Annotated in this window: 13 protein-coding genes; 11 read left to right on the forward strand and 2 right to left on the reverse strand. The window is 38.5% G+C overall.

From position 1 onward, the window contains the following. Nucleotides 1-106 precede the first annotated feature (106 nt). Together I6F66_RS15340 and I6F66_RS15345 are read right to left on the reverse strand one after the other, a co-directional pair. Nucleotides 107-1,573 (reverse strand): FMN-binding glutamate synthase family protein, encoded by a 1,467-nt coding sequence (locus tag I6F66_RS15340; protein ID WP_007579865.1) that lies wholly within the window; start codon nucleotides 1,571-1,573, stop codon nucleotides 107-109. A 112-nt stretch (nucleotides 1,574-1,685) separates the two neighbouring features. Then, entirely contained in the window at nucleotides 1,686-3,464 is a 1,779-nt protein-coding gene (locus I6F66_RS15345; RefSeq protein ID WP_197119994.1) for a DUF885 family protein, read from the reverse strand. Between the two features lie 358 nt (nucleotides 3,465-3,822). Between I6F66_RS15345 and I6F66_RS15350 the strand changes: the two genes are divergently transcribed. The 11 genes from I6F66_RS15350 to hemB all read left to right on the forward strand — a co-directional run bounded on the left by I6F66_RS15350 (nucleotide 3,823) and on the right by hemB (nucleotide 13,591). Then, on the forward strand, nucleotides 3,823-4,809 hold the full coding sequence (locus I6F66_RS15350; protein ID WP_007579862.1) for a GGDEF domain-containing protein: 987 nt from the start codon (nucleotides 3,823-3,825) through the stop codon (nucleotides 4,807-4,809). 83 nt (nucleotides 4,810-4,892) lie between these two features. Then, nucleotides 4,893-5,648 (forward strand): bifunctional demethylmenaquinone methyltransferase/2-methoxy-6-polyprenyl-1,4-benzoquinol methylase UbiE, encoded by a 756-nt coding sequence (gene ubiE / locus I6F66_RS15355; RefSeq protein WP_024589468.1) that lies wholly within the window; start codon nucleotides 4,893-4,895, stop codon nucleotides 5,646-5,648. 11 nt (nucleotides 5,649-5,659) lie between these two features. Then, entirely contained in the window at nucleotides 5,660-6,343 is a 684-nt protein-coding gene (locus I6F66_RS15360) for an SCP2 domain-containing protein (protein ID WP_165740319.1), read from the forward strand. Nucleotides 6,344-6,352: 9 nt separating this feature from the next. After that, nucleotides 6,353-7,957 (forward strand): ubiquinone biosynthesis regulatory protein kinase UbiB, encoded by a 1,605-nt coding sequence (gene ubiB, locus I6F66_RS15365; RefSeq protein WP_165740317.1) that lies wholly within the window; start codon nucleotides 6,353-6,355, stop codon nucleotides 7,955-7,957. Between the two features lie 80 nt (nucleotides 7,958-8,037). Further along, nucleotides 8,038-8,286: a Sec-independent protein translocase subunit TatA gene (gene tatA, locus I6F66_RS15370; protein WP_165740315.1), complete on the forward strand. Its 249-nt coding sequence runs from the start codon at nucleotides 8,038-8,040 to the stop codon at nucleotides 8,284-8,286. A 5-nt stretch (nucleotides 8,287-8,291) separates the two neighbouring features. Next, nucleotides 8,292-8,624 carry a Sec-independent protein translocase protein TatB gene (gene tatB, locus I6F66_RS15375; protein WP_024609389.1) on the forward strand — a complete coding sequence of 111 codons (333 nt, stop codon included), beginning with the start codon at nucleotides 8,292-8,294 and terminating at the stop codon, nucleotides 8,622-8,624. 48 nt (nucleotides 8,625-8,672) lie between these two features. Continuing rightward, nucleotides 8,673-9,413 carry a twin-arginine translocase subunit TatC gene (gene tatC, locus I6F66_RS15380; RefSeq protein ID WP_024593819.1) on the forward strand — a complete coding sequence of 247 codons (741 nt, stop codon included), beginning with the start codon at nucleotides 8,673-8,675 and terminating at the stop codon, nucleotides 9,411-9,413. Between the two features lies 1 nt (nucleotide 9,414). Beyond that, on the forward strand, nucleotides 9,415-9,930 hold the full coding sequence (locus I6F66_RS15385) for a hypothetical protein (protein ID WP_024593820.1): 516 nt from the start codon (nucleotides 9,415-9,417) through the stop codon (nucleotides 9,928-9,930). Further along, on the forward strand, nucleotides 9,930-10,715 hold the full coding sequence (locus I6F66_RS15390) for a TatD family hydrolase (RefSeq protein ID WP_197119991.1): 786 nt from the start codon (nucleotides 9,930-9,932) through the stop codon (nucleotides 10,713-10,715). Before I6F66_RS15385 ends, I6F66_RS15390 begins: the two co-directional genes overlap by 1 nt. Beyond that, nucleotides 10,715-12,568, forward strand: a complete 1,854-nt coding sequence (locus I6F66_RS15395; RefSeq protein WP_165740309.1) for a diguanylate cyclase — start codon at nucleotides 10,715-10,717, stop codon at nucleotides 12,566-12,568. The genes I6F66_RS15390 and I6F66_RS15395 overlap by 1 nt, the downstream gene beginning before the upstream one ends. Before the next feature lie 12 nt (nucleotides 12,569-12,580). Continuing rightward, the gene (gene hemB, locus I6F66_RS15400; RefSeq protein WP_024609387.1) at nucleotides 12,581-13,591 is read left to right on the forward strand and encodes a porphobilinogen synthase; all 1,011 of its coding nucleotides are present in this window, start codon (nucleotides 12,581-12,583) and stop codon (nucleotides 13,589-13,591) included. Nucleotides 13,592-13,715: the final 124 nt, after the last annotated feature.

Below are 13,715 nucleotides of genomic sequence, written 5' to 3' on the forward strand. Positions count from 1 at the left end.
GCTTAAGTTACAAGCCATCCTGGAAGGCTACGATTTAGCAAAATCTCTTGAGCCAGACTTGTGATCAAGAGACAGCTATTAGCGCCTTTTTTAGTTAGTTAAAAACTTACTTATAGTTTTCGTAAATTTTATCGAGCGGTTCTGATAAACCACTTTCTTGCACTATACGTACATGTTCACGTTTTAATTCGCGTGCACTAGTCACACCACAAGAATGAGCTATTAGCCCAGCTCCGTAATGAATGTATTTATTATAGTTAGCTACTCGTTGCGCTTTATCAGCTACATTTAAGCCGCGTTGCAAACGCTCGTTATGCGTAGTGATCCCGGTCGGACAGGTATCTTTATTACATTGCATTGCCTGAATACAGCCCAGTGCAAACATATGCCCTCGAGCCGATACAACAAAATCAGCACCGAGCGCTAACGCCCAAGCCACCTTTGAAGGAACAATTAATTTACCAGACGCGATTATTTTAATACGATCTCGCAGTCCATGTTTTTCAAGCATATTAACTACAAGCGGTAAACTTTCGCGCAGTGGTAAACCCACTGAATCCATAAGCGGTTGTGGTGCTGCGCCCGTACCACCATCAGCACTATCTATGGTAATAAAGTCAGGCGCGGACTCTATACCACGGTGGTTTATTTCAGCGAACAACGTTTCTAACCATCCGTAAGCACCAATAACGGCTTTAAACCCTGTAGGTTTACCTGTCGCGTTACGCACAGTGGCAATCATATCGAGAATATCGGCTGGGTTTTTAATTTCAGGATGACCATTGGGGCTAATAGAATCTTGCCCTTCTGGTATGCCCCTAATTTTAGCTATTTCGGCGTTAACTTTGCGCCCTGGTAACATACCGCCTTTACCTGGTTTTGCACCTTGGCTCATTTTAAGTTCAAACATTTTTACTTGTTCATGAGCCGCTATTTCTTTTAGCTTTTCGGTACTTAAATTTCCATGCTCGTCTCGTGCACCATATTTAGCTGTACCAATCTGAAACACTAAATCGGCACCACCTTCTAAGTGATAAGGACTTAACCCCCCTTCACCGGTGTTCATCCAACAACCCGCTAGTTTTGCCCCTTTTGATAAGGCTCGTACAGCTGGCTTTGAAAGCGCACCAAAACTCATACCAGACACATTGAATAACGAGTTGGTCGTGTAAGGTGTTTTACAGTATGGACCCAAAGTAACATTACTCGGGTCGAGCGCTTCTTCGTCTAAAGTAGGAAATGCACAGTTCATAAACATAACCGTACCAGTTACTTCTAAGCTTTGCGTGGAGCCAAATGCAGCCGTACGGTCAACATCTTTTGCTGCACGATAAACCCAACTTCGCTCTGCGCGGTTAAACGGCATTTCTTCTCTATCTTGAGCAAAAAAGTACTGTCTAAAAAACTCACCTTGGCGTTCAAAAAAATATCGAAAGCGACCAATAACAGGGTAATTACGTCTAATAGCATGCTTGGTTTGTGTTACATCTCGAATATAAAAAACGACAACGATTAAAACCAACAACCCTAAAACAACAATAAACATACTTGCAAATACATCAATACTAAACATTATAAAATTACTCACCCAAGGCCCCTTGATGACTGTTTTTAAAATAAAAAAGTGCTATACCACCAAAATGACATAACACTTTTATTTGTTCAAGGCTTTAACTGCCTTATATCTAATTCTGTTGTTTAGCTAACTCTGCTTTTATATATAAACGCACTTGCGTTTCAAGTACCGATAAAGGCACTGAACCATGGCGTAATATTTGATGATGAAATTCACGAATATCAAAGCTTTTTCCTAGCGCTTGCTCTGCTTCAATGCGTAAACGCTTAATAGTAAGCTCACCTATTTTGTACGAAAGCGCCTGTGCAGGCCATGTTATATAACGATCGGTTTCGGTTTTAACGTTATGCAACGAAAGCGCTGTATTTTCGCTCATAAAGTTCATGGCACGCTCGCGACTCCAGCCATACATATGCATACCTGTATCAACAACTAAACGCGCTGCTCGCCACATTTCATACGTTAAACGACCAAAACGGCTATATGGGTCTTGATAAAAGCCTGCCTCTAAACCTAAATACTCAGAGTAAAGCCCCCAACCTTCGCCAAATGCCGAGAGGTAAGCATCACGGCGATAGCTCGGCAGATTTTCAAGCTCTGCATTAAGTGATATCTGTAAATGATGACCTGGCACGGCTTCGTGCAGCGTTAATGCTTCTAAAACATACAAAGGGCGCTTATCTAAAGCGTAAGTATTTACCCAATAATACCCTGCTTCATCATCTCGATTAGAGCCTGAATATCGACCGGTTGTGTATTTAGGTGCAATACTTGCCGGTACAGGTGCTACACCATAAGGTTTGCGCGGCAAGGTATGAAATAATTTAGGCAGTTGTGCATCCATTTTTTTAGCAATATAAGATGCTTCTTTTAAAAGTTGCTCTGGTGTTGTGGCGTAAAATTGTGGATCAGTGCGTAAAAAGTGGATAAATTCGGCAAACGTGCCTTTAAAACCTACCTCTGCTATTACGTTTTCCATTTCACTACGAATTCGCTCAACTTCTTTTAAGCCAAGTTCGTGAATCTCTTTAGGTGTCATATCGGTAGTGGTGTAGTACTTAGCTCTATTTTTATAAAACGCTTCGCCATTAGGTGTATTTGATATACCAATACTTGTACGTGCACCAGGTCGATATTGCTGCGTAAAAAACGCTAAATAATCTTTATAAGATTTTATAACCTCTTCTTTTATAATATTTTTAGCTTTTTGTTGTAGTGCTTTAAATTCACTTTCACTTAAACCAGCTGTGTTAGTTAAAAATGGTTTATAAAATTCAGACGTAGTTACATCGTCAACAATGTAAGCATTAATTGAATCTTCATAACCTTCTAATACAGCTCTAGGTTGAGTAAGCCCAGTTTCAAGTCCTTTTGTCATCCAATACATGTTTTGCTCAAAAAAGCGTGGAACTTGCGCCAATCGTGCAAGATACACTTGGTAATCTTCCGGGTTTTTATATTGAGAGCTATTTATTATGTACGACAAACCAGAATGAAACCCATATTCAGAGGTGAGCGGCATATAGTGCGCATTAAATACATATTCATCGACACTGTTTTGTACTTGAGCTCGAATAATATCGAAGTTAATTTGATTTTCATCGCTTAGCTTTTCAATATTAATAGTGTCTAATTCAGCAAGTAATCGCGTTTTATTTTTATATTCTTGCGCTAAAAATTCAGGGGATAAATTTGGTAATAAATAACCTTCAACACCACCTACACTATCGTAAGGGTTAATACTTTCTCTATAATCAACAATACTTTGCGCTACTTGAGTAAATTGTTGATCTGAATTTTGCATGGTCATTTGGCATGCACTTAATGAGCACAAAACCGTGATACCAAATAAAGATTGGCGAAGGGGCTTAATTAAAAAATGATTCATTATAATGTAACTTAGCAGTGTTATTAATTTCATAAAGCTATCGTAGGGTAAATAAATAGCAAGTAAATGAGACCAACCTCATAGTAATAATCCCTACTTATACCAAGTGTATTAATACGTTACATACATTAAATGAAGTAAAAACCAGCCTAATTGATGAGAAAAACAGCGATTAAGCTGCTAAAGCAAAATTTAAGTTCCCTAACTATCGTTTTTGCTTTTAAATAGCTCGGATAATGATTACTGTATAAAAAAATAATAAAAAGCTCGGACGCATAACCGCCTCATGGAATGAGATATTTTAAAATTTGCACTTATGCGTACTTAGTTGGTATTTAAAATGATGTTCCATGATTCCATGGCTATTGCACAAGAAAAAATGACCAAAGTGTGTGTTTTTTTAGAGCGCTATACGCTCCCACCTACGCCGCTGAATTATCAAGTTATTTATGCTTATACCAGTCAAACTAATCTCAAGCTAAATAAAGCTTTAGACCGTGCTATCGCTGTTGAAGACAATATAGATAGCGTTTTAATTGAACAACTACATTCTGAGTTTTTAAATACTGGCCACAAAGCGCAAGTCAACATGATTCAAAATGTTGATGGTGTTATAAACTCACTTTCTCAAAATTCTCAAGCTACTGAAAAGCAAATAATTCGCTTTGCGGGTCAAGTGAGCGAATGCGTACATTCGCTAGATGAGAACAACATAGAACAAAGCCGTCAAGCGCTTGAAGTTCTTCATAATCAAACCGCCGAATTACTCAACCAACATAAGCAATTTAAGCAAGAACTAAGCAAAGCCAAACAACTACACGAAAAAACACAAAAGCAGCTAACTCAACTTCGTAAACAGCATATTATTGATAGCCAAACAGGGCTTTATAAGCGCCATTATTTAACGCAACAAACCCAAGTGTGGACTAATCAACAAAAATCTATTTGCGCAATAGCGATTCAAATAGACAACCTTGATCACTTTACTAAAAATTATGGTGATATTATTGGTGAAGTCATTTTGAGTAAAGTCGCTAAGCAAGTGCAAAAATATGTTTTTCAAAGTGGCTTACCTGGTCGCACAGCAAAAGATCAATTTACTGTTCTCCTCGCCGACATAGACCCAGATACAGCTAATGTTATTGCCGAAAAAGTACGAAATGGGGTCGAAAAGCTACGCTTTGTTAGTTCAAAAACAGGTATCAAGCTACCAAGTATTGGCTTATCACTAGGAATTGCTCAGCATCAACAAGAAGATGATTTTAATCAGTTAGCAAAAAAAGCATCTCATGCGGCTTTTAAAGCACGTTCATTAGGTCAAAGTAGTTACACTGCAGGGCAATAAATTACCTGATAAATCATATTCAAATTGCACCTACTGTGTACAATAAAGTACACTAACCTCTATTGTCACGATAGAGATTAATCATGAACGAAACCGAACAAAAGACCACGCATTTTGGTTATAAAACAGTAGCCGAGAACGATAAAGCTTCTATGGTTGCTGATGTATTTCACTCAGTAGCTGCAAAATACGATGTAATGAATGATTTAATGTCTTTTGGTGTGCATCGTTTATGGAAACGTCAAACTATTGCAAGCTCAGGTGTTCGTAAAGGCCATCATGTACTCGATTTAGCCGGCGGCACTGGCGACTTAACGGCAAAGTTTAGCCAATTAGTGGGCGAAACGGGTCAAGTTGTTTTGGGTGATATAAACTCATCTATGCTTAAAGTTGGTCGTGAAAAACTGCATAATCTTGGATTAGTGGGCAATATCGACTACGTACAAATGAATGCAGAAATGCTACCGTTCCCAGATAATAGCTTTGATGTGATCACTATTGCCTTTGGCTTACGTAACGTTACCGATAAAGACAAAGCATTACGCTCTATGTACCGCATTTTAAAGCCAGGTGGTCGTTTACTTGTTTTAGAGTTTTCAAAACCAGAGCATGACGTACTTAGTAAAGCTTACGATTTTTACTCATTTAACTTATTGCCAACAATGGGTAAGCTAGTTGCTAACGACAGTGAATCGTATAAGTATTTAGCTGAATCTATTCGTATGCATCCAGATCAAGACACGCTAAAAGCGATGATGGAAGATGCAGGCTTTGAGCAAACAACATATCAAAACCTCACTGGCGGTATTGTTGCGCTACACCGTGGTTTTAAATATTAAGGCTAGTAGTTATGGCGCTTGAGAAAACAACAAAAAATAATAATGATGCAATGCCATCTGAATTTTTTATGTTACCTAATTTTGTACTTTCGCTTATTGAGCGTGTACTAAATCAAGCACTTAGCCTTGACCCACAATTACCTCAAAAGCTAAGCGCAGTTAAACATCAGCGCTTAGTGGTTGAAATAAGAGACTGGCAACAAAGCATTCAACTTGTTTATAGCGCTGAGCAATTACACTTATACAGTGCTCAAAGCAATGAAAACGCAGATTGTATGATCAGCGCCGACATAGATACGCTTTTAGCGCTCAAAAACCCAGCAATGCTTACCCAATTAATTCGCCAAGATAAGCTCGACTTGCAAGGCGACTTAAATATTGCGCAAACTTATAGTAATGCGTTTTCAGACATTGATATTGATTGGCCTGAGCAGTTTTCTAAATATATTGGCGATACCCCCGCTCAGCAGTTATACCTGCACTTAAAAAAACTAAAACAAAACGGCAGTAAAACCAATACTAAAATAAGTACAATGCTTACAAGTTTATGCCAAGATGAGCTCGCAATTACTATTCATCCATTAGAGCTTGAGCAGTTTAAACAAACAAATAGAGAGCTCAAAGGGCAAGTGGCTGCCGTTGAGCAGCGCATAAATGCTTTATTAAACTCTTTTTCATCTCCGAAGCCTCTCTAAGGATTTTTTGTGTCGACTGCACGTTTATATAACATCACCAAAACGTTACTTAGCTATGGGCTAGACGAACTAATTCCAAAACATAAGATCCCTTGGTTTGGTAAAGTAGCTCGCGGCAGTTTATTTTGGCTACGTAATCAACACAAAGAAAAATCACATGGTTTACGCTTACGTTTAGCACTGCAAGAGCTTGGCCCTGTTTGGATTAAATTTGGTCAAATGCTCTCAACCCGTCGTGATTTACTTCCGCATGATATCGCTTTAGAGCTGGCGTTTTTACAAGACCAAGTGGAACCTTTTGAAGGTGAGCTAGCTCAAAAAATAATTGAAAAAGCACTCGAAATTAACGACATTAGCGAATTGTTTAGTGAGTTTTCACAAACACCATTAGCGTCAGCATCAATAGCACAAGTGCATACAGCAAAGCTGATTGATGAACACAGCATTGAGCAAGATGTCGTAATTAAAGTCATTCGACCAAATATTCACGAGCAAATTAATGCAGACTTGGCGTTAATGGAAAAACTTGCCAAAGTCCTCGCTAAGGTACACAACGAATCAAAACGTCTTCGTCCTGTCGAAGTTGTTAAGGAGTATAAAAAAACGCTTCTTGATGAGCTCGATTTAATGCGAGAAGGCGCAAATGGCATACAGCTAAAGCGTAACTTTGAAGGTTCTGAATCATTGTATATACCTGCAGTGTATAGTGATTACAGCCGCAGTAATGTACTTGTAATGGAGCGTATTTACGGTATACCCGTATCTGATAAAGATGCGCTTATGGCGCAAAACACCAATATGAAGTTATTGGCTGAGCGTGGCGTAGAGGTATTTTTTACGCAGGTGTTTAGAGACAGCTTTTTTCATGCTGATATGCACCCAGGCAATATATTTGTTTCTCGCGAGCATCCTGAAAACCCAATGTATATCGGTATTGATTGCGGTATTGTTGGTACTTTAAGTAAAGAAGACAAACGCTACTTAGCCGAAAACTTCATTGCCTTTTTTAATCGCGATTACCGCCAAGTAGCACAGTTGCATGTTGATTCTGGCTGGGTACCACACGATACCAGTATTGAAGAGTTTGAATTTGCGATTCGCACTGTATGCGAGCCTATATTTAATAAGCCCCTTGCTGAAATTTCATTTGGTCACGTGCTCGTAAATTTATTTAATACCGCACGTCGTTTTAACATGCAGGTACAACCACAGTTAGTCCTACTACAAAAAACCTTATTATACGTTGAGGGATTAGGGCGTCAGCTGTATCCGCAACTCGACTTATGGAAAACCGCAAAGCCCTTTCTAGAAGATTGGGTAAAGCAACAAGTCGGTCCATTATCTATATTGAAACAAATGTATGCTAACTTACCATTTTGGGCTGAAAAAATGCCTGAGTTACCCGATCTAATTTACCAAAATTTAAAGCGTGCACCACACGCTCATCAACCTCAAGAACAAAAGGTATCTCATAAACCTTTAATTTTAGGTTTATTTGGTAGTGCTACAATGATCATGGCAACACTTTGTTATTTACAGTACGATTTAGTAGCTGCAAGTATTGCAATAGGCTTATCTGTTATTAGCTTTATAGCAGCATGGCGCAGCGCATAAACTGAGTGCTATTTACGCTATTTGGCGTATAATTAGTATTTAAAATAGACATTTAACCATTTTATATATTGGAGAAAACCATGGGTTTTGGTGGTATTAGTATTTGGCAATTATTAATTGTTTTGGCTATCATAGTTTTGCTTTTTGGCACAAAAAAACTACGCGGTATGGGTGGTGATATTGGGGGCGCTGTTAAAGGCTTCAAAAAAGCAATGTCGGATGATCAAGCTAACGAGCAAGAAAAATCAGAGCAAATTCAACAATCAGAAAAAAGCACCGTTGGCGACTCAATCAATACTGAAAAAAACAAAGATAGCAATAAGGTTTAATTAGTATGGGGATGTGGGAACTTGTTGTTGTTTTTATTGTTGGCTTAGTGGTGCTCGGCCCTGAGCGCTTACCTGTTGCTATTAGAACAGTGAGCAAATGGGTTAAAACCGCTAAATCACTTGCCAACTCGGTAAAAGCCGAAGTAAGTGAAGAACTGCGTATTCATGAACTTCACGAAAACCTTAAAAAAGCAGAACAACAAGAACTAAAAGACTTAAGCCCTGAGCTACAAAGTTCATTAACGGAGCTACAAAAAGCGGCTGAGTCAGTTACTCACAGCTACAAAAAAACACAACCTGATACATCAAATAGCCAACAACTTGATGAAAAAAAGTGAAATTTATCTCTCACTTTGTGGTCAACTTACTACATGGTATAAAAAATAATGGTTGAGGAAGTAAAATCGGGGTTTGTATCTCATTTAATTGAGTTACGTGATCGACTGATAAAAGCGCTATTGAGCATTTTATTATTTTTTATCGCGCTGTTTTATTTTAAAGATAATATTTACGAACTTATAGCTGCACCATTAGTGGTTCATTTACCTAATGGCGCGACCATGATAGCTATAAATGTGAGTGACCCTTTTATAGTCCCTATGATGCTTACTTTTTTTGTTGCAGCTTTATTATCTACTCCATGGATACTTCATCAAATTTGGGGGTTTATAGCTCCTGGCTTGTACCAAAATGAAAAAAAAATGCTAATACCTATACTAATCTCAAGCGTTGTCTTGTTTTATGGTGGTATCGCTTTTTGTTATTTTGCAGTACTACCAATTATATTAGGTTTTTTTACAAGCACAGGTCCTGAGATGATGACTCTCGCACCCGATATCGCTAGCTATCTAGGGTTCGTATTAAAACTATTTTTTGCATTTGGTGTCGCTTTCGAAATTCCAGTAGCTATTATGCTGCTATGCTGGAGTGGCGCAACAACAACAAAAAGCTTAAAAGAAAAGCGCCCTTATATCGTGGTGGGTGTATTTGTAGTGGCAATGTTTTTAACACCGCCTGATGTTTTATCACAAACATTATTAGCATTTCCGATGCTTCTTTTGTTTGAACTAGGTTTAATTTTAGCAAAATTTTATACCGCCAAACCACAAAAAGAATCTGAGGAATAAAATGAAAAAACAACTACTCTCACTATTGGTTTTATTAAGTGCCCCAACTTTTGCTGCGCAAACTGAATTTAATACTCAGGCCCTGCAAGCATGTAGCTTTATTGAAAATGACTTTAACCGATTACTTTGCTATGACAATACAATTGCTGGTAAATCACTAACAAAGCCAACAATAACAAAAACACTCACTCCACCAACGGCTAACAATGTACCTCAAGCCGTAGCTGCTGCACCAATGCAAGCAAAGGCAAAAACTGACGATTTTGGCTTAGAGCACAAAGAATCACAGGTAGAAAAAGAGACTGAAATTAAAGCTATGGTTACTTCAGTGAAAGAAGCAGCTTATGGCGAGTTAATTATTTCGCTAGATAACGGCCAACAATGGCGTCAAATTGGCTCTGACAGCATGCGTTTAAAAGAAAACGATACAATTGTAATCAGCCGCGGTGCATTCAACTCCTTTTTACTGAAACAAGACGGTAAAAACCGCTCTATTCGCGTTAAACGTACTAAATAATGTCATATACGTTAATTGATGCTGGAGTTAACTTAACTAATCATCAATTTGATGACCAGCATTATGATGTAATTACCCGTGCAAGCGAAGCCGGTGTTACAAATATGCTTATTATAGGTTGTGATATTGCGAGTAGTCAGCAATCACTTGAACTTGCGATAAAATATCTCCAATATTCTACGGCGGGTGTCCACCCACATGATGCTAAATCGGCGACGAATGAATTAGAAGCACAATTAACTGCACTTGCAAACAATAAGCAAGTCATAGCGATTGGTGAATGCGGCCTTGATTATAACCGTGACTTTTCGCCTCGCGATGTACAGCGTAGTGTTTTTAGACGCCACCTAGCACTTGCCGAAAAATTAGATTTACCTGTTTACTTACATGAACGTGATGCAAGTGACGACATGCTAAGTATTTTAAAAGAGTTTAATATTCGCGGTGTACTCCACTGCTTTACGGGTAACTCAGCAGCTCTAAAGCAATATTTAGATTTAGGTCTGTATATTGGTATAACGGGTTGGGTATGTGATGAAAGGCGTGGTAAAGATTTACAACAACTAGTGCCTAGCATTCCTCTAGATCGATTATTAATAGAAACTGATGCACCATTTTTAATTCCACGAACAGTTAAGCCAAAACCTAAATCGCGTAAAAATGAACCCGCTCTGCTTCCTTATATCTGTCAAACGGTTGCACAACTTTATCAAATAGATGAAGAAGTTGTGGCCCACAAAACTACAGAAAACTTTTACAATGTTTTTGGTTTAAAGAGCTGCTAATGGCGTGCGCAAAAGCATTACTAAGTTTATTGATGCTTCTTTGCACTTTTTGCTCTTTCGCAAGCCCTGTAATAATAAAACATGATTTTAACTCCCAAGACATTAATAACCTGCATTACTCTTTTGAACCAACTTCGCTATTAGATGCACAACAAAGTAGCCATATACAGTGGCAAAAAAACACAGGTAAACCTCTTAACCTAGGTCTTGAGCAGCGTTCTGTATGGATGAAATTTAAAATAAAAAACACGCTTAGTTATGATACCGAACAACTGTTGTCACTAAACAACCCTCTGCTAAACGACGTTCAAGTATATCAGTTACATAACTCGCAATTAATTTCTCACACCCAAATTGGCGATGGATACCCCCTTAATAAACGTGCGATTAAGAGTGAATCTTTATTAGTTAAACTAATTAGCCCTGCAAATAGCGAAACCATTATTATTATGAGAGTGACGAATAGCTCCGGCTTGCGAGTCCCTTTAACGCTGTGGCAACCAGAAGCTTATTTGGCACATAAAGGTAAACTTAATTTACTCTATGGCTTATTGATTGGTTTTATATTTTCTTTAGGCGTGAGTTGCTTAGTTTTATATAGTTTTTCACGTAAACGTTATTTTGTTTATGCTGGTTTAATTACCCTCACATTAGGTAGCTTATTAGCCTACATTTGTGGCTTTGGCCTGAAATATATTCACCCTAATTTGCCAGTGTTACAGCAAGTTATGATCCCTATATTACTTATGCTTATTGCTTTAATGTTTTTGCCTTTACAAAAGCAAATTTGCCATCCAAAGCCCTCTTTTTTACTAACGGTTCAAAAAGTGATAGTTAATGCATTAGGTGTCTCGTTATTGTTTATTTGGCTATTTCCAACCCATATAGTGACACTATTTTGCTTAACTACTATCCCAATCGTTTTAGGCTTTTATATTGCAACTACACTTATGTGCATACGTTTATCACCTTCTAAACCTAATAAAGCGCTACTGCTCGTATTAGTTTTTTTCTTGGTGGTGATGCTTTATTTTATTGTTGCAGTAATAGGGTTATACGCCTTTGACAGAAGTACATTAGCATTTGTATTTACATGCTTTTTTAGCTGCACATTTTGTCTATGCTACAGTGTAATGAAGTTATTTATTTTGCAACGTGATGAAGAAGTAATTGCTCAGCAAACCTTGATTGCTGAAAATGCAGCTCAAGATACGCTACTTAAAGAGCGCTTAAAGTTACAAGAAAAAACACGCCAAGAACTCGAATCACAAGTCGACGAACGCACCTTTGAATTACAAGTTACACTCAGAGAACTTGAAGAAAAAAACCGCTCACTTGAGTTACTCAATACCGAAGACGCTTTAACCGGAATAAAAAACAGACGCTTTTTTGATAAAAAGCTAATAATGGAGATTCGTCGGTCTCGCCGAGAACAAACGCCGCTTAGTATTGTTATGCTTGATATAGACCGATTCAAAAGCATTAACGATACATACGGACACATAATTGGCGATCAAGTTATTAAAGCTGTATCTGACCTTATAAAAGATCATTTAAAGCGACCACTCGATGAAGTTGCTCGTTATGGCGGTGAAGAGTTTGTGGTGCTATTACCTAATACCCCCAGCGAAGGTGCACAAGACATAGCTGAAAAAATACGAGCAGCTATCTCAGCCAGTACAGTAACGGTTGCCAATAATGATATTCAATTTACAATTAGCGCTGGTGTATACACCAGCATTGCTGATGATGTTAGCAGCCCTCAAATTTTTACTGAGTGCGCCGACAAAGCACTTTATTACGCAAAGCAACATGGCCGTAATCAAGTAATCACTTTTCCATTACCACAGTAGGAGCATATTAATATGGCCCAATCAGGATTAGACCTTTTCCCGTATACTCGCATGCGCAGAATGCGCCGCAGCGACTTTTCTCGCCGCTTAATGGCCGAAAACCAACTTAGCGTAAACGATTTAATTTACCCTGTATTTGTACTAGAAGGTAAAAATCGTCGCGAAGCAATTGAATCAATGCCTGGTATTGAACGTCTATCGATAGATTTACTATTACTTGAGGCAAAAGAACTTGTTGATCTTGGCGTACCTGCCGTTGCTATTTTTCCGGTAACCCCTGCGGACAAAAAATCACTATTTGCCGAAGAAGCATATAATGACGATGGCTTAGTGCAACGCACTGTTCGCGCTTTAAAAGAAGCCTTTCCTGAGTTGGGTGTAATTACTGATGGTGCACTTGATCCATTCACGACGCACGGTCAAGACGGCATTATTGATGACACAGGCTATGTAATAAACGACGTAACCACCGAAATTTTAGTTAAACAAGCACTCTCGCATGCAGAAGCGGGCGCTGATGTAATTGCCCCTTCGGACATGATGGATGGCCGTATTGCTGCAATTCGTGAAGCACTTGAAGCTGATGGGTTTGTACATACCCGTATTATGGCCTACTCAGCTAAATATGCATCTAGCTACTATGGCCCATTTAGAGACGCAATAGGTTCTGCTGGGAACTTAAAAGGTGCCGATAAAAAAACCTACCAAATGGACCCAGCAAACTCTGATGAAGCAATACGTGAAGTCGCATTAGACTTACAAGAAGGCGCTGATATGGTCATGGTTAAGCCTGGCATGCCTTATTTAGATATTGTACGTCGTGTTAAAGACGAGTTTGGTGTACCTACTTTCGCATATCAGGTAAGTGGCGAGTATGCAATGCACAAAGCAGCTATTGATAACGGTTGGTTAAGTGAGGAAGCTACTATAATGGAGTCTTTACTTGCATTTAAGCGTGCAGGCGCTGATGGAATATTGACCTATTTTGCTAAGCAAGCCGCACAATACCTAGCTAAAAAGTAAGGTTTTTATAAAAAGGCGGCTAAACCGCCTTTTATTTACATCTGTTTACATTTTTGTATTATTTTCGTCATATTTATTCTCTAAACTGGTGTCCCATTTTGGGATTAATACACGGGAATAATAA

Source organism: Pseudoalteromonas sp. NZS100_1 (genome assembly GCF_015864285.1).
Lineage (GTDB): Bacteria > Pseudomonadota > Gammaproteobacteria > Enterobacterales > Alteromonadaceae > Pseudoalteromonas > Pseudoalteromonas arctica.